Consider the following 19,033-nt stretch of genomic DNA (forward strand, 5'->3'; position numbering starts at 1 on the left):
TTTTTCTTGTTTTTTCTAAGCTCGTAAAATAGGATCTGGCTCTATAAAAATTAGATTTAATTAATTCATTTTCTCAAGAAAAATACCATCTAAAGAGTTTAAAATAATTTTATCTCCTATTATTTCACCTGTATTATATCTTGGGTTAAAAAAGCCTTTTATTTTTTTAAATGATTGGTTCGGGTATTCTTTCTCTAAATCAAATTCAAAAGATTCTAAGGATGGATTCCCTATAACAATTCCATTTTCAAATTCTCTATGAATAATGTCTGGAGTATTATATAATCTCACCCATTCTATATTCGCCGATTCAATTCCTTCAATAGTGAATTTTAATTTCACTTTACTATCAGATATCCATCTAAAATAAGCTCCATATTCCTGTCCTTTTTTATCTACATAAAATTCTTGACGGTACGGTGTTAAAGATTTAATACCTTTTTCGGGTAATTTATTTTTAAATGAAGATGAGTTTTCTGGAAAGACTTCAACACTGCATACTCTAGGAATATTCTCTGGATAATTCTCTAATGGTTCTCCTTTAATTTTAAATCTAACATAAAACTGTTTTCCCTTTATTTCAATATTATTTAATATGATTTCTGAAGCAGGCATTTCCGTCTCGGTTAATTCATTTATTTCTTTAAACTCTAAGTTATTTACTTCTTTAAAACTAGTTTCCTCTGTTGCTAATGTCTTTATACTACTTAAAGGTTCCCCTAACCAACCGCTAAAATCATTTTCTATTCCTTTGGACATTTCATCAGTAAAACCAACAACTTTCCCTGTATTATTATCTAGCACATATTTTGCAGTATGCGCCGCACTTTCGCAAGCAGCTGCAACTTGAATAAGTCGCTGTTGACCACTATTTAATGAGCCTACATTTACATTAAACTGAATAAGTTTGTTCGAGGTGTCATCAAACAAACGGTCATTAATAAACTCATGTCTTGCCAATCCTGTAGACCATTGTAGCAGAAATTCACCATCCTTCTTTTGCGGCCACCCTTCGGACTCTGTCCCATTAAGATATGTAAAACTTCTATTGTGAAAAGCAGTTCTTGAATCTGCCATAACAATAAAATCTGGTCCCATTTTTGTTCTAATTGTCTTGAAAAAATCATCGTAACCAATCATCATTTGATTTACTCCATTTTTAAACCCAAATTTTTCAGGAACTCCATCAATATTCAAATCAACATTACCATCAAAATATTTGAATGGGGCTGTAAATGATGCTGCATCAAAAATAACTCCATCAATCGCTTTTAATTTTCCGTTTTTTAATGATTTTATTTCATCAGCTAAAGCTTCATTAGAAGTTCTTCCATATTTATCTTTTGGAGAAAGCTTAGAGAAGTTATAATAAAGACGATAATTTCCTTTACGCTCAAAAACGGCTAATTCAGCAATTCCGAAATCATCTTTGTATTCTTTTGAAATAGATTTAAAATAGCCTCTATCTACTATAATTTTATTATTCTTAAAGTCAACATCTGTAACTTTTACATATTCGCTGTGGTAAAAATCCTTAACTTTATTCTTAACTGCATATAAACAAAAAACAATATTCTTTTTCTTAAAGTTCACTCCTTTAAACATAGAAACATCTTTAAGTACAAATGATTTTTGTTCTTTAGAAATAGCTCCCCTTTGTATAATTTCATTTGGCACTCTATATAACCAATGCCCAGGATAAAAAGGTTCATTCTTATTTGTCAGAAATTCAGGTCTCCTATTTCTACCATTAAAATGAAGAATCACTTTACTTTCAGGGTTCTCTTTTTTAGAAAACGAATAACCCTTTAACACCTTATTTGTACCACCTGTTCTCTCTTCGTCTACCATTTTCCCCATTATTACAGGAAAACGAGACATATCTCGAGCAAATTGAACCTGAGTTATTTTTTTTCCATCAACTTTGTTAAAAGCAGAATCCACTACAAATATTTTTTTTCTAAGAGCATATTCCGTACTTCTAAAAGCTACTGTTTTAGGATACCTATCCTCTGCAATAGAGGAAAAACTCTTCTGTGAAAAACTATTACTACAAACTAACGCGAGTAATATTAGACAAATACAATTCTTACTATTCATTAACTTATTAATTGATCAAACACAATGCACATATTCCAAATGACATTTATAAAATTTTATCCACTAAACCTATATCTAGAATTCCACCTTTTAAAGGAGTATTCGCTATCACTGAAATTTTATGTTTCCCAGCTTTCAGATTTCCTAAACGTTCTAGTATTGGAATCAAACGATAATCTTCATACCCTTCTTCTAATGTTAAAACTCCTTTTCCATCAATTGCAATTGAAATTCTACCTGCATTTTCTGTAGAAAGTTTAGCCGTTTGTTTTAGATAAATATGTGGATTCATTAAACCTTCCTTTGGAACTTCAAACTCTTTTGTTAGGTATACCATTTTACCTTCCCAATTACCCGTAGCAGTTTGTGTGGTTGTAAACAAAGGTAGTTTTGTAGACTGCCATTGGTCACTACTTTTCCAATTATCTGACAACACATTGAAAGAAGCATTAACCTCTTCCCCTGGTACACCACTTCCTCTTTTTTTCTTAGTCTGTGCAATTTCTTCCTTAAACAAGGTTTTCCATTCAGCACCACATTGAACCAGCTCCTTTAATTTTGAGTTATTATGAATATCTTTTATATAATACCATTCCGCTTTTTCCTCGTATATTTTCCCATTCTTTGATGAACTAACAATAATTTTATTTTCTCCAACTTTCAACGGTACTTCATTCCAACGGTAAATTCCATAAGAAGCATTTTTTAGCGTTCCGTAATCAACACCATTTATTTTAAGTGTTGCATTATCAAGATTAGAGTATACGGTTACTTCTGCATTGTCTTTTAATCGGATATCAAATTGTTTGTATGCTAAATGAAAAACTGGTTCTTTTTTCCAATTAGCCTTGTAGAAATAATACACATCTTTTTTCTGAATACGATTCTCACCAACTAATCCTTTATCGTGAAGATAAGATGCTCTACCTTGATCATATTTTGGAACCAAAAACTCAGTTAATGTCCAAATGAAATTCCCCCACAACCAAGGTCTTTTCTTCATTTCTTTCCAATGTTCTTCGTGACTATAATTATAAAAGTCTACAGGATGAAACTGATCTTGATTATACGGTGCTGATTTTCTATTTTCATCAAAATGGTTGATTGCGCCACCTCCACCATATTCTGTAATACCCAATTTACGATTTGGAAATTGTTCATGCATTTGATCCAACCATGTAAAATCGTTTGGACCACCCGGATAAGCATTCCAATACCAACCTTGGTAGCGGTTCCACCCAGAGATATCCGCAACATCATTTCGTTTACCTGCTTTCCAACTTACTCCACAAGTTGGGCGGGAGGCATCAATTTCTTTAGCCAACTTATTCAATCCTTCTACAATTGGCACCCCATCAACTCCTTTAAATGTATCGTAACGTATTTCATTAAACAATCCCCAAATAGCAATTGAAGGATGATTATATAACTGATAAATCATCTCCTTTACTTGTTGTTGACAATTCCCTACAAATGCTTCTGTTCCAAAAAACTCTTTAATAAAAGCCATTTCAGAAAAAGCTACAATTCCATATTTATCGCAAAGATCTAAACGGTATTCACTATGTGGATAATGAGAAAGACGCACTGCATTAACACCCAAATCAAGCATTAACTCTAAATCTTCATCAAAGTGTTCCTTATGCATTGCCGATCCAACACCAGGATAATACTGATGGATTGCAATTCCATACAAAGGGAATGATTTTCCATTTAAGAAAAAGCCCTTATTCTCATCAACTGAAACATAACGAAATCCTGTTGTTTCAGTAACCGTATCCACTAATTTATTATCTTGATATAAATCTACCTGTATAATATATAATGCTGGATTTTCTTTTGCATTCCATAAAACTGGATTTTTTACTGATATTGGTATGTTTACATTCCATTGCCCAGCTTTTGTAGATTTGCCTTTGTAAGTTTCTTTTGCTACAACTTTTTTGTTAGCATCAATAACTTGACATACAATCTTATAATTTCCTTTTGAAGTTACAGAAGAATTTAATACTGTTTCAATTTCCAATTCCGCTTTTTCTTCTGAAATATTTAATTGCTTACAATAAACTCCACTTGAAGCATAGTGTAACGGACTAATACAAAATTCATCCTTAACTATTAAAGAAACAGGCCTAGTGATTCCTCCAAACTTGATATATCCACCTCCCAAAGGTGTAATGTCTGGACTATACTCGTTTGATACTCTAACTGAGATAAGGTTATCCTGACCATATTTCACCTTGTTTGTTACCTCAAAAACAAAAGCGGAATACCCTCCTTTATGGTTTCCAATCTTTTCACCATTAATGTATACGTCAGTATCTATGTATGCTCCATCAAAATGTAGAAACAGCCTTTTCCCTTTTAATTCCTGCGGAATATAAAGATCTTTACGATACCACGCAGGGCCTTGATATCCTACTTCTTCTTTTTGATCTCGGTAAATTTCTGCAGTTCCTGAAGGATTAAACGTATGTGGAATTTCAACCTTCTGCCATTTACTCTGATTTATATTTTTGGACAAAGCATCAGACACCTCACCCTTCTGAAAAAACCAATTAGCATTAATATTTTCTTTTATTTGCGCCAACATTTCTGTTTGCTGAAAACACATTATGAATACTGTTAATAATACTAGTTTCTTTAAATGTTTGAATGCTTTTATTTCCATTTGATGAATTCTTAATATGCTATATAAATTAAACACAACCAACCTGTTGCAAAATTTTTAACGTTTCTCTTTTGGCTTTTTAGTTAGAACAATCTGTATTCACAAACTCTTCAGGTATAATATTTTCTTGATATAAAAAACCAGTTACTTCAATTGGCTCTTGCACAAAAACTGTTTGTTCTCCTGCTTTACAAGTATAATTTGCATCTGCTAAAATTGCAGCTATAGATGGTCCAATTGTTATAGCATCATCATACGAACTTGAAGTACTTGGATCAGCAATCTCCGATGGATACCAACCAAAATGCTTAGACTTTAACTCTGCATTTTCACCATAGGTAGCTTTTACATCTTTTACGTAAACAAACTCAAAAGTACCCTGAGTTAAACCAATAGTTTGATCGTATTTGTTTGAAATAAAACCAGATTCTATTCTTACTGCAAATCCTGCACTACTTGTTGTAACTCCTTCAATATCTACAACTCCGTTATGCATTGCATGTGGAGATATCATTACTGCTGAATTTCCATTTGTACACGAAATATTTCGACCTACAATTTTATCTAAACCACCAACTCTTGGTTGCCCTACTACTTGTAAATCATTTAATCCTGTAAAACCTGTTTCTAATCTTAAAGTTGCTCCTCCAACACCTGATAAATCTTTAAATAAAATGTTAGTTGCAGATTGAGTTTGTACCGTTCCGTAACCATAATGTGCATTTTCAACATGAATATTTTTTACAATTCCATTTTCAGGAATTTGATAAGAATTATTATAATCATCACCTCCCATAGTAACTACAGAAAACTTTGTATAAACATCGTCAACCATAATATCTGATATCAAAAAATTGGTAACTTTATTGCAATTAACTACTTGTACATTTGGGTTATTAACTTGTGTAAAATCAACTTTAAACTTATTTCCGTTTGTACTAGTTATTGAAATGTTTTCAATTGGTAATTGATTTTTTACTCCTAAATGAAAAATAGAATAGTTCTTTGTATCATTTCTATCTGTTGGTCTAATTACAGCATTTTCGTCAATTTTAAGATGAACATTGGATTTTAAATGAATATCATCAAAAGAAAAATTTCCTTCAGGAATAGTTAAAATCCCACCTCCGTTTGCTGACACATCATCTATTGCTTCTTGCAGTATAACACTATCATCTGTTGAAAAAATAATATCAGCGTTATAATCTGTCACCAGATTTTTATTATAGTTTGAATTTGATACAATTGTATAAAAAAGATCTTCATCATCTAAAAGTCTAGGAACATCCACAACTTCTACCTCCTTCTCTTCTTCAACCTCTTCAATCTCTTCAACCTGTTTCTCTTCTTCAATTAAATCTACATCTTTCATATCATCTGAAGAACATGATGGTATTGCAAAAAATAATGTAAAACAAAACCAGATTGATATTGTTACTAAATTACGTGTGTTTTTCATTTTAAAAAATTTAAATTAATAAGCAATATCAATAAACCTAATTGAACCTGCAGGTACCAAAAATTTAGATGTATTATTAATTATTTCTACAGTTTCATTACTTAAAATATCCGTAGCTGATTTCGGTTTTCTATGTTGAAATATTACAACTACTTTTCTTTCTTGAGGATTGATATAACCAGGATCAACTAAAATTAATCTAGTATGATTATCATCTATTTTAACAGCACTCCAAGATGCTCCCTCTACAATAATTGGTAATTTATCAGCGCCTTCTTTTACTGTTTTAGTTATGGTTGACCCAAATTGTTTTGCCTCAATTTTTTCTCCGTTCACAAACCCAACTTTGGCATTAGACACAAAATATGGTTTGTTCTGCCCTTCAACCAATTTCTCACTTTCAATTGGAGCAACAGGCACCATTCCGTAAGGCATTATTGGCATATAATTTAGCCAACGGTATTTAACACCTAAAGCAGCATTTGAAAAATCATATTCTGGTACACTTGCACCAGCCCAATGCATTTGTCCTACTGAGAAAACTGCATTGTCATCATCCTTCTTATAATGTTTTAAATTATGGTGATCATCTACTGAATGAATTAAATGTGCATCAACTTCTTTTATTAAATGCCAAGATCCTATTGATTGAATGTTTTCTTTTTCAACAACAGGAAGCACTCCAGATTTCATTAATGCAAATAACACATTTAGCCCTGGTCCTTTTGTGAAGTTATTATCTATAATAATTCCATAACGAGCACCATATGCTGCCATAACAACACCTTGACGTAAATAAGGAGAAATTGAATTTTGCCCTCCAGGAGTTAACGGTCTCCAACTAGTTGGATTATCATCAACCAAACGCATTGCAAAATCATTTACATAACCACCAGACATCATTCCTACTCTTCCTGCTAAATTTAAATCTTGAATACGGTTACTTGTATCTTCTGATGCTGGAATAAGAATATCACTATATTTTCCTGAGAAAAACATTTCTTTCCACAATGGTAAATGTGATGTTGCCGCCCAAAACATATTTTTATATCTAAAATATAATTTGGCTCTATTATTTTTTCGAATTGCTTTTGCCAAGCGAGGTAAATATTCTTTTACAAAATGAACAACTCTTGGATCGTCAACATTTGCCATTTCAGCATATACAAAGCCATAACAAGTTGTTGGTGCTACTTCTAATATTTTTTCTAAAGTTTCAATTTGAATATAAAAAGGATCGTTTCCGTGTCCTGCCCAAAAAGTAAAAGGTTGTCCTTGCGCTTCATAATCTCTTGCCATTTGAACAATTTCTTCTCTGGTTTCTTGATATTTACCACGCTTATCTTTCTTCAAAGCAGTTTTCCCGATTTTCGCAACTAAATGTGAGCGATCAGTTCCTTCTTTTGGTGCTTTTTGAATTACAAATTTAATATCTTGCCCCTTTAATTTTTTAACTTTTGAATCAATTTCTTTTGAAGTAATCATCACCCAATCCTCATCAGATTTTTTTTGATAACTTGGAGGTGTAAACATTAATGTTTGCTGATAAAGCTTATCAATATTTTTTTCAACCTCTAACATTCTACCTTGCATTTTGTGAGTTGTATTCCACCAATTATTTTTACTTACATCGTAAAAATATAATGTGTTTCCTCCATCAACTTCACCTGCAGCAATTAACTGATTAGACTTTGGTTCAAATACAAAATCGTTGTAAACCATAGCTCCGTATCGTTCCCCAGATTTAGCAATTAATTTTCCTTTTGAATCTAGCACAAATAAAATCCCTCCATTTTGAAACATTATTTCATTTCGCTTTGGTAAAAATGTTCCTTGAGAATGTGCATAACGCTGTGTATCTTTATTAGAAGCTTGAAATTGAACAATTACATTAAAATCTGAATCTAATCCAACAACTAATGCCTTAAAAGAAACATCTCCAAAAAACAAAATATCATCTTTACTATCTCCATTAATATCCGCAATTTCAACATCTGTAACCATTGCTTTTCTTAATTCTTTTAGTCTTTTATCATTAAGAGAAACACTTTTAATAACTTCTTTAGTTTCAGCATCTATAAAACCCATAAATTCCCAACGAAATTTATCATGATTATAAGTGTATACAAATAAAGATTGCTTTCCATCTCCAGTAAACCTACCTGCTTCAATTTTTCTAACAACACCTTTAATTGGAGTTGTTGAAACTAATTTTCCTTTGGAATCTAATTCGTACAATTTATTATTATTTCCACCTGCAAAAATTTGAATTGTTCTATTATTTACAACAGCAACTTCTGAAAAACGAACTTTAACCTCAGGTGTAAATTTCCACAGTAATGATCCATTACTATCCCAACAATAAATATTTCCGTCTCCACTTGCTGCAATTAAATCATCGTTTCCATCTTCATTTACATCTACAGCATTAATTTCAAACAACACAGCCTCTTCATCTGTGGCATTCCTCCATAGGTTTTTCCCTTCTAATGTGTATGAAGAAACACCTCCACTTAACTCAGATAAATAAAATACATTATTACCCTTTACATTTGCTATAATACAGTTTCTAATTCCGTTTTCTTTTGTTGAAAAATTTTGAGCACTACAACTAACTGAAAATAAAATAATTACTAGTATTATAAATTTGTTTCTCATCTTTCTTTTGGTTTGATAATTATAAAGTTAAAATTCATCCTTTTAAACATTCTTGTTATATGTATGCGTAAATTATTTGTATTTTTAAGTCAATCTTCTCTTTTTACTGAAAGATACATTTCTTAATAACTACCTTATAAATCTGGCTTACAAAGCATAAAAAAAAGGAAAACCTAAATGGCTCCCCCTTTTTTATTTAATATTTGAAATGAAAATTTATTTTTTAAACTGATCGTATTCAGGATTTATTTTTGCATCTCTAAAACGAGGTCTGTCTTTCCACATATCATATGTGGCTTTTAATTGTGCTGAAGCTTCAGGATATTGACCTTGATCATCTGTTTCTTTTATCCAATTTTCTAAATAATCTCTGTGATCTTTTGCAACAGTTGCATATTTAGGGTCATTTACCAAATTATTCATTTGGTTTGGATCAGCTTTAAGATCATATAATTCTTCTGTTGGTCTAATTCCAAACCAGTGTTTATCTTGATAAGGTGATAATTTTCCTTCTTTATGTAATTTTTTTAAATCAGTAACAATAGGTTTTAAATCTCTATAACCTGCTTGCATCATTGGTCTATCTGGAAAGAAATTTCTAATATATCTGTAATCTTCAGAAACTACTGTTCTAATTCTATCAATAGTATAATCACAACGATCTCTTGCTCCAACAACATATTTTGGTTCTTTGTAATTTTCAGCAAATAAATCTTGACCGTCTAAATAATCTGGCATTTTTGCACCCCCTAATGATAGTGTTGTTGCAGATACATCTAGTAGTGAAACTAAATCGTTTCTTACAGTTCCAGCTTTTAAAGCCTTATTATTTCCTTTTATCATTAATGGCACTAACATTCCACCTTCATAACAAAATTGTTTATGACGTAAAGATGATGGACTTCCGTGATCGGAAAAGAAAAATATAATAGTATTTTCTAATTCGCCATCGGCTTTTAATTGATCTAAAATATGTTCAACAGTAACATCAGAACCTCTATTTGCATTGTAATGCTCTGTCCAAGCTTTGCGTTGTGATGGAATATTTGGAAAATAAGGAGGCAAAGGAACATCATTAACAGCTAACCTTTCACCTTCACGAACATATTTAGCGTCTTTTTTCCCTCCCATTATTTGAACTTGCCCAAACCAAGGTTGGTTTTTATCTGGTCTAGAGCTCCAAACATAGTCTTTTACCGTCATATAATCAATTGCCATATTCCCTTGCCAACCGTTCATACCAGCAACATAATCTTCTTTTGTACCAACATCATACAAAGCTCTCCTATCGTAATTAAAGTTGTAGTCATCCTTACCACTATTAAATGTAAAATAACCAGCTTCTTTCATTAACACAGGAATTGTTTTCATCCCTTCAGGTAGCTTAATTTGTAATTCTTCCGGAACAATTTCCCCATCCGTAAATCTACTAGACCTATGATTATGCGTACCTATAGTTGTTGCCATTTTCCCAGTAATAAATGCTGACCTTGCGGCTGAACAAACCGGCGCAGTTGAATAAGCTCTATTAAACAAAACTCCTTCTGAAGCAAATTTATCAATTACAGGTGTATGACCTTTGTTAATCGAATCGCCATAACAGCCCATAAAAGGTGAAAGATCTTCAGCCACAATCCAAAGAATATTTGGTTTTTTTACAATTTTTTCTTTTGTTGAATTATTACCTCCACACGACAATAATAAACAACTTACAATAACAATATAGAAATTTTTATACATCTTTAATTTATTAATACACTAACAAAAATACCTTTCCTACAACTTGATTTGTTGTTATAGATAAAAAACTTGTCCTTTATAGTTTAAAGCCCCTTTTAATTTGCAATTTATAACTGTTTTTTAATCTTAGATTACTCATTTTATTCTTTCACTTACACAATTAATTCATAAAAAACTACGTATTATTTTAAATGTAGGGTCTATTCATTTTTAAACCAACTCTTTAAATTTTTCATTTGAACGAATAAGGCTTCTCCTTTTTATCAAGAACTAATTTACACCTGTTACTTACAGCAGAAACCCACCAGGTTTTTAAAAAGTGTATATAACAACATAACTTCTATACATTAATAAAATCAAAGTAACTAGTAGGAGTACTATTTTTCTTATAACTACTGCTATACTTTATGTTTAAAACACTTTAAAGCGCTTCTTTCAATTCAATATCTAAAAACACAAACAAACCGCAAGGAACAGCTACTGTAGCATTTTCCTTGTTAAATTTCAACTCTTCATTTGTTATTAAATTGGTGATTTTTTTCACTTTTGCCGTATGAAAATTAATTATTGCAATTCTATCATTTGGGTTCACATAACCACCATCAACTAAGGTTAATCTTAAGTGTTTTGGTGCTGTTTGCGCCGTAACCCACGCTACACGTCCATTAACTGTTAAAGGTAATTTTTTAGCACCTTCTTCAATGGCTTTTTTAACTGTAGTGTAATAAGTATCTGCTCTGTAAGTTGTAGTCTTATTTTTATCAGAATAGTAATTTTTTCCATCCATAAAAATTTCAGTTGTATTGTTTTTATAAATTGGATTTAAATGACTTTCTAATGTTCCTCTCAATGATTTTTCATCTACTGGCGGTGTAGTTAATACCAATCCGTTTGGATAGGTTGGTAAAAACTCTAATCTACGCTCTTTAACTCCAGCTGCATATTTAGAAAAATCCCACTCAGTTACCGGTCCACCTGCATAAACACCTTGAGTACGTCCAACAACCATTGGGTTTTCTTTTTCAAACTTTTCATCATAAAGAGTTACATCTTTTACTTCCTCCCCCTTAAGAAATAAAGGATGTGGATCTAACATACTTAAATGAACAGGATTAATACTTAATATTTCTTTTCTTGTTGGCACATATAATATACCAGAAGAAATCATATCCCATAATACTTTTTGATACTTAATATTTACTGTTGTGTGGTGAACAACAGAAGCTCCGCTTGCTATTTGATGCACAAGCATTCTCAATGCATGATTTGGTACTTTTTGATATGATAATTGGCGTAACCGATCATAACATGGATTGTCTCTTGTAAAACGAGTTCCCCACTGATTCATTGAGCCAGCAGCCCAAAGTCCTATTCTGCCAGAAATACTCATATCCATTACCTTACTATTTGATTCTTCCATTGATGACACAAAAGAATCGGCAAATTCGCCTGAAACAAGTCGTTTCCACATTGGAGTATAAACTACAGATTGCCAAAAAGTAAATTTATTTCTTATAGAAATAAAACTATTTGTTCCTTTCATATGAGCTGCCAATGGATATATAAAATCTTCAACCATCCACTCAGCATCTTTATCATGAGCTCCTAATTCCGCCAAAATTGGAATCACAATTTTATCGCCTGCTGCATCAATTACTTTTTTAGCTGTAGGTAAAGAATAAAAATAAACATCCCTACCATGTCCCTGCCAATATTGAATTCCTGATGGAGCAGCTTCCAATCCTTTTTTGAATCTAGCTAAAGCCTCACCACCTGTTAAATCATATTTTTTACGATGGTCGCGAGTTTCTCTTGACACTTTATTTTCCATACCTGAACGATCCCAGTTTTCAACATGTGGATATAACTTTTTTACACCATCTATGTTAATAAAATTTTTAGTATTTCCACCTGATAAAGCTGCCACCTCTTCACTACTTATACCCGACGACATTACTTTTACAGCTACTTTATGATTTTCCCATTTAGGGATTTTGAATTTTTTTAACTTTTTACTGAACTCTTTTGTATTTTCTAAAATCTTTGCCATTTTCCCTGAAGGCTCCAATTTTTGAAATTCCTTTTTCCAAGAGTCGTTTGTGTAATCAATTATATGAATACAACTACCACCACTTTGTACACTTCCTAAAATTAATTTTCCATTATCTCCATCTTTACACATATCATTAAAAGCATAGTTACTTTCAATAATTTCAGTTTCTTCTCCATTTTTTTCTGCGGAAACCAAAAACATTCTATTTCCAAAAAGCACATAATATTTGAATCCATTTTTATAGGGAATTGCTTCAACAGAAGCTAATCTATATCCTGGCTTCCCTAAACTATTTCTTTCATTTTTAAATTTAAAATCCATTTTTTCAGCCGAGCATTTTTCAGCAGAAGCAACAGACACTTGCATTTTAGCCAAGCCATTTCCTCCTAATAACACTTCAGTATTTCCAGTAATAATATCATTTACAGAAAAAGTCCCTGGGCAAGAACCTCCGCCTCCTTTACCTTTCATTTTCGCAGATTGGTACGGTTTATCAGCAAAAGGTTTAAAGTAATACAATACACCTTGATCGTAATTTGTATTAAAAGCACTTAATACTACCAAAACATCTTTTCCGTTTTGTTCAATTTTCCTAAGGTAATTTATAGCGTGATTTGGATGCTTTTTATCAATACTATAAGATGCTGACGGAATAGATTTTAACAAGGTTCCTTTTGTAGATAAATAATGAATATTTTTATCATAACCCCCACAAACTACATAATTGGTTTTATGTGCACTTACCATAGTTGCCGTTAATATTGGTGCTGAGTTTTTTTTGAACTTCCATAATAATTCACCATTATCATCTAAACAATATAAAGTTCCATCTGCATTTGCAGCTAACACCTCATCCTTACCATCATTGTCTATGTCTGCACAATAAATATCGTTGTTCATAAAACCAGAAAGTTCATTTTTCCACTGTAATTTTCCAGAATAATCATAACATACTACGGTACCTTCATAGCTAGTTCCAATAATTCTAGTTTTGCTTTTATACTTCATGATTCTAACTTTCATGATGGTATAATCTGTTTCTTCACTTTGAATTCCTCCAAATGCCAATACACTTTGTAAACTAAAAAGTATTACAAAAAAACATGCAATTTTTCTCATTTGTTTAATTTTTATTTCCTTCTGGATTACTTCTTAATTCCATTAATTGCTGATCTTTACCAACTAATTGCAGTTTTAACATTTTAACTTCTTCTTGAAGTTTTTTAATATTTGTAGGTAATTTTTCTTCTTTAACTTGTTCTATTGTTACTTTATCTTTGTTAACCTTTTTAGAATTTGAAACATAATTTTCATCAAAAAGCATTTTCTGTTTTGAAGGTTTTGATTCTAAAGTAATTTCATCTGATTTTAACCCTTTTACATAGGCACGAACCTTAATAACACCAGGCTTATTAGTAGCTCTTATTAATGTAGTTGCAATACCAAAAGAAGATTTAGCTGGGTTACTCATATTTTGAATTCCTCCAATAACTTCTGCAGGGCCTTCAACTTCAAAGTAAACAAATTCTTCTGCCAATACTTTCTTTGTTCCATTTAAATCTGCAATGGTAGCTCTAATAGGAATAAAATCAGATCCATCTGCTATTAATTCTAATCCTTCATCTGCTATGCTTAATTCTATTTTTTCAGATCTCATGGCATAGGGTTTTACATTTTCCACAACCAATTCACCGTTAATAAGACCTTCAGCAATCATATATCTAACTGCACCTCTCTGATCTTCTTTTCTATGACGAATTTTATCTAAATAGAAAACATCCTTAAACACAAAAGGCGGATGCGGTAAACCATCATATTTTGGGTCTGTAGATGGTTTTTGAGTTCCAAAATTTTCTCCCATCCAAGTCAATTTTATTTCATCACAATTACTATAAATAATAACATCACTACCTGATAATTGCGTTAATTCATTTGTATTATAAATCATAGCACCAGTTTTAATACCTTTCAATTTATAATCTGCTGAATTTTGACTTTGATACAAATAGTACGTATAACGAGGCAATCTTAACACATTTAAATGCCCTCCCAAAAACGGATCTGGGTGGTATCCCCTTTGGTGGTCAATTCCTGCCCACATTGCACCACCAATACGAACCTTATCTGTTTTAAATCTTTGTGATAATTGTTGAGCTTGTCTTAATGACTGATCAAGCATTGCTTTTTCTCCCCATTCACGTTTTACTCGTACAATTGAATTTTGCGAATACCAATCGTCAACTTCATTACCATCTCCAAATTCTCTATTAAACGAATTCACCGTTTTAGAATTCCCATGATAATACACATCTAACCCTCCTTTTTCAGCCTCTTCATAGTCTGTTACTGTGTACATTCCTGGAAAAGGATATTCTGAATGTGCAGCCTTGTGCATATTATTCATTGCGTGATCTGGCTGAGAAGGTGTTTCATTAATAGCTGTTTCCCACAATAAAATTGAGGGTCTATTTCTATCTTTTCTAACTAAATTATGAGAATCTTCATATAAACGTTCTTCAAATATCTTTTCTTTAAAATTGAAAAAGTGCCAACCCGGATTTGCTGTTGTTGTTAACATTCCTAATTCATCACAAGCATCATAAAAAGCATCGTCTTGAGGGTAATGACCAACTCTAATAATGTGACTACCTCCTTCGCGTAATAGTTTTACATCTCTATAATGACTTGAATTTGGAACGGCATTACCAACATACGCATAATCTTGATGACGATTTACACCTACCAGTTTTTTGCCTATATATTTATTGTTTACAAACAATCCTTCCGCTCCTTTCATTTCGAACAATCTAATTCCAAAACGAGTTCTTGTTTGATCTACAATTTTTCCATTTACAATAATATCAGTTCTAATAAAATGCAAATAAGGATCATCTGGATGCCATAAATGAACATTTTCTACCTTTAAATCTTTTGATAATTGTTTGGATTTTCCCGCTTGTAATCTAACCGATTGTTGCGTTGATTTAATTTCTTTAAAATCTGAATTTTCTAAAACAGATTTAACAATTATAGTTTGTGTTTTATTCGAATTATTAGCAATTTCTGTTCTAATTCCAATTTTAGCATCATTCCCTTTAATTTCTTTTGTTCCAACAAAAACACCACCGCCAGCAACTGTTTTACTAAGCTCTGTAAGTGTAATATGAATTGGTTTTGTTTGAATTAAATAGGTATCTCTATAAATTCCGCCTAAATAACTAAAATCCAACCCACCTTGTTGTTTCCCCGGAGGATATAGTTTACTATCGCTATTATCAGCCAATACAGCAACAACATTTTTTCCTTTTTTCAATACTTCTGAAATGTCAGCAGTAAAAGGCAAATAACCTCCGTAATGTTCTGCTACCAATGATCCATTTACCCATACTTTACCGACTCCCATTACAGCCTCAAAATATAAAAATGTATTTGAGGAAGTTGAACTCTCTTCAACTGAAAATTCTTTTCTATACCAAGCCTTCCCTTGGTAATTTCTACCTCCACTGGCATTTTCTGGTAAAATTTCTAATCCGTGAGGTAAATTTGCAGCTTCCCAATTTGAATCGTTAAAATCTATTGTTTCTGCACCTTTAACATCTCCTTTATAAAAACGCCAGCCAATATTAAAATTAAACACCTTTCGTGGACTATTTTCTACTTCGTAAAAACCTGCTGTAGAAAATTTTTGTTGTGCTTCTGTTCTATTTGAAATTACTATTAATAATAATACAAATAATCCTAATTTTAAAAACTTCATATCTTTTAGTTCTCTTCTTTTATTTTAGAAATTGATTTGGAAAATAAAAACCACATTCCTAATAATATTGAAACTGTAATTCCTATAGAATAAGACAATCTATAATTTAATTTAAATCCTTCTGGAGCCACTAAAATATATGTTGTTACAACTGCTGTCATAAACATTGCTGGAATTAAAATAAACCCTGATTTCTTACCTTGAGTTTTCATATAAACGGCAGCTGCCCATAATACTACTGTCGCTAACATTTGATTGGACCATCCAAAATATCTCCAAATAATAGCAAAGTTAATTTGAGTTAACCCTATAGCTATTATAAAAATTGGGATAGTTACCATTAATCGTTTCACTAAATTACTCTGATTGATATTAAATGAATCTGCAATGGTAAGTCGTGCACTTCTAAAAGCTGTATCTCCAGAAGTAATTGGAGCTGCAACCACACCAAATATTGCTAGAATTCCACCTATTTTACCAAGCATTGTATTACAAATAATATTTACAACCCAAGCTGCATTATGTCCCTCTTGTGCCATAGTTTCTCCCAACTCACGAACACCTCCAAAAAACGCCATAGCAACAGCAGCCCAAATAAGAGCTACAATACCCTCTGTAATCATTGCTCCAAAAAATATTTTTTTCCCGTGAGATTCATTTGAAATACAACGTGCCATTAATGGCGATTGTGTTGCATGAAATCCGGAAATCGCCCCACAAGCAATGGTTATAAATAACATAGGAAATATGGGATATTTATCTGGTGAGCTATGCATATTAATTAAATTTTCAGGGGTTAATTCAGGAATTGTATACCCTTGAGTTAACAATGCAATAAACAATCCTACCGCCATTATTAATAACGACAACCCAAAAATTGGATAAATTTTCCCAATTAATTTATCAATAGGAATCATAGTTGCTAATAGATAATAAACAAATATTATCACAACTAGAATTGAAGCATTTATTCCTGTTAATTCTTGTAAAATTGTTGCGGGCCCTTTTACAAAAACAACTCCAACTAAAATAAGCAGTACAACCGCAAAAACTCTCATAAAGTGTTTTACACCGTTTCCTAGGTATTTACCAACAATTTCGGGAATACTTTCTCCATCGTGACGAATAGATAACATACCCGAAAAATAATCGTGGACTGAACCTGCAAATATACATCCAAAAACAATCCAAATAAATGCTACTGGTCCCCAAAGCGCTCCTGCAATAGCTCCAAATATTGGACCTAATCCTGCAATATTTAAAAACTGAATTAAAAATATTTTTCGCAATTTTAAAGGTACATAATCAACACCGTCTTGTTTTGTTATTGCAGGTGTTTTACGATTTACATCTATTCCAAATTTCCTTTCTACATAAGTTCCATAAATAAAATATCCGGCAATTAATACGGCAATGCAGATTAAAAATGTAATCATAATACGTTGGTTTTTTGGTTAAAGTTGATCTTGGTATTCTTTATAAAAAATATTTAATTGTTGTTCTTGGTTTTTGTTTAATTGTTGTTTTTTTAAAAACCAATACACATTTCTAGAAATTAACAAATCACTTTTTAATAATGGTATTAATTGCGATACTACTTCTAAAGAGTTTGGGTTTTTACTTTTCATTAATCTTAAAAACAATGAAATTTCTTGGTATGATTTTAAATTTGAAATAAGCAAACTCAATTCATTATAATATCCTTTTGGAGGAACTAATTCTGACTTCAATAAGGAATTCAATGAAACTATTTTTTGTGATTCATTTCCTTTTTGAAGTAGTTTTTTTATTGCCGAAAAATATATTTTAGAATCTGAATTTTCAAAATAATTTACAGCAGTTTTTAATAATTTATTGTTGCTTGTAGTCTGTTTAATAACTTCTTCAATAAGAATTTTTTTATAAATTTTTCGTTCATCTAACTGTTCTACAGCAAACAATTGTTTGTCTACATTTTTACTATTTAACAGCTTTAAAAAATTTTGTTTTTTTAATGATTCGCCTGCAAAATTTCTAATAATAGTTTCAATATCTCCGTGTGCCCAATGCCAAAGTGTAAAACAAGTTAAAGCCGCACCAGGTACAGTATCTTCTTCATCTAATTCCAACGCAGTAGCTCCGGAAACTGCATCAGCATCGTTATGCGTTTCATCTACAACTGTTAAAATTTCATCAATTCTTACATTTTTAAATGGGGAATCTAAATCCGAAAGTATACTTTGTAATTTTACATAATCTTCTTTTTCAAAAAGGTCGGCTTCATATTTTTCTAATGTTACACCTTTATCTAGTTCATATTTTTGATACCCCCCTAAATTGTTCCAATAAATACGAACAGGTACAACTTTACAAACACTTTTTACACAAATAACCGATTCTACGTTCATATAGAATTCAACGGCCAATCCTTTTTTATTTCTAACCTCAACAAGTATTGACTGTTCCAATCCATTATCCTCATTTCCAGGATGCCCAACTGTTATTTGGTGTTCAATTTTTTTTATTTTTGAAAAAGAACTATCCTCTCCATTTTGGAAAAAAAACCAAATTGGAAAGAATAGCAAAATAAGAATTTTATTGAAATTCATATATTAA

Annotated in this window: 9 protein-coding genes; all 9 read right to left on the bottom strand. The window is 31.6% G+C overall.

Annotation, left to right across the window (positions count from 1 at the left end; all coding sequences use genetic code 11):
• Positions 1-60: 60 nt before the first annotated feature.
• The 9 genes from DAD81_RS13830 to DAD81_RS13870 all read right to left on the bottom strand — a co-directional run bounded on the left by DAD81_RS13830 (position 61) and on the right by DAD81_RS13870 (position 19,026).
• Positions 61-2,100, bottom strand: a complete 2,040-nt coding sequence (locus DAD81_RS13830; RefSeq protein ID WP_111708871.1) for a hypothetical protein — start codon at positions 2,098-2,100, stop codon at positions 61-63.
• 46 nt (positions 2,101-2,146) lie between these two features.
• A complete protein-coding gene (locus DAD81_RS13835) occupies positions 2,147-4,771 on the bottom strand; it encodes a glycoside hydrolase family 2 protein (RefSeq protein WP_111708872.1) in 2,625 nt (874 codons plus the stop codon).
• 79 nt (positions 4,772-4,850) lie between these two features.
• Positions 4,851-6,230 carry a glycoside hydrolase family protein gene (locus DAD81_RS13840; RefSeq protein ID WP_111708873.1) on the bottom strand — a complete coding sequence of 460 codons (1,380 nt, stop codon included), beginning with the start codon at positions 6,228-6,230 and terminating at the stop codon, positions 4,851-4,853.
• Between the two features lie 15 nt (positions 6,231-6,245).
• Positions 6,246-8,888, bottom strand: coding sequence for a PQQ-binding-like beta-propeller repeat protein (locus DAD81_RS13845; protein WP_111708874.1), 2,643 nt, complete (start codon positions 8,886-8,888; stop codon positions 6,246-6,248).
• Positions 8,889-9,104: 216 nt separating this feature from the next.
• Positions 9,105-10,628 carry a sulfatase family protein gene (locus DAD81_RS13850; RefSeq protein ID WP_111708875.1) on the bottom strand — a complete coding sequence of 508 codons (1,524 nt, stop codon included), beginning with the start codon at positions 10,626-10,628 and terminating at the stop codon, positions 9,105-9,107.
• Between the two features lie 421 nt (positions 10,629-11,049).
• Positions 11,050-13,800: an outer membrane protein assembly factor BamB family protein gene (locus DAD81_RS13855; RefSeq protein ID WP_111708876.1), complete on the bottom strand. Its 2,751-nt coding sequence runs from the start codon at positions 13,798-13,800 to the stop codon at positions 11,050-11,052.
• Between the two features lie 4 nt (positions 13,801-13,804).
• On the bottom strand, positions 13,805-16,438 hold the full coding sequence (locus DAD81_RS13860) for a glycoside hydrolase family 2 protein (RefSeq protein ID WP_111708877.1): 2,634 nt from the start codon (positions 16,436-16,438) through the stop codon (positions 13,805-13,807).
• Between the two features lie 5 nt (positions 16,439-16,443).
• Positions 16,444-17,874, bottom strand: a complete 1,431-nt coding sequence (locus tag DAD81_RS13865) for a carbon starvation CstA family protein (RefSeq protein ID WP_111708878.1) — start codon at positions 17,872-17,874, stop codon at positions 16,444-16,446.
• An 18-nt stretch (positions 17,875-17,892) separates the two neighbouring features.
• Positions 17,893-19,026: a hypothetical protein gene (locus DAD81_RS13870; RefSeq protein ID WP_111708879.1), complete on the bottom strand. Its 1,134-nt coding sequence runs from the start codon at positions 19,024-19,026 to the stop codon at positions 17,893-17,895.
• Positions 19,027-19,033: the final 7 nt, after the last annotated feature.

It is taken from the genome of Lutibacter citreus (assembly GCF_003260195.1).
GTDB classification, from domain to species: Bacteria; Bacteroidota; Bacteroidia; order Flavobacteriales; family Flavobacteriaceae; genus Lutibacter; species Lutibacter citreus.

Coding starts and splice junctions, on each gene's coding strand:
- DAD81_RS13840 (WP_111708873.1), bottom strand. CDS start 6,230: ATGAAAAACACACGTAATTTAGTAACAATATCAATCTGGTTTTGTTTT.
- DAD81_RS13850 (WP_111708875.1), bottom strand. CDS start 10,628: ATGTATAAAAATTTCTATATTGTTATTGTAAGTTGTTTATTATTGTCG.
- DAD81_RS13835 (WP_111708872.1), bottom strand. CDS start 4,771: ATGGAAATAAAAGCATTCAAACATTTAAAGAAACTAGTATTATTAACA.
- DAD81_RS13845 (WP_111708874.1), bottom strand. CDS start 8,888: ATGAGAAACAAATTTATAATACTAGTAATTATTTTATTTTCAGTTAGT.
- DAD81_RS13830 (WP_111708871.1), bottom strand. CDS start 2,100: ATGAATAGTAAGAATTGTATTTGTCTAATATTACTCGCGTTAGTTTGT.
- DAD81_RS13860 (WP_111708877.1), bottom strand. CDS start 16,438: ATGAAGTTTTTAAAATTAGGATTATTTGTATTATTATTAATAGTAATT.
- DAD81_RS13865 (WP_111708878.1), bottom strand. CDS start 17,874: ATGATTACATTTTTAATCTGCATTGCCGTATTAATTGCCGGATATTTT.
- DAD81_RS13870 (WP_111708879.1), bottom strand. CDS start 19,026: ATGAATTTCAATAAAATTCTTATTTTGCTATTCTTTCCAATTTGGTTT.
- DAD81_RS13855 (WP_111708876.1), bottom strand. CDS start 13,800: ATGAGAAAAATTGCATGTTTTTTTGTAATACTTTTTAGTTTACAAAGT.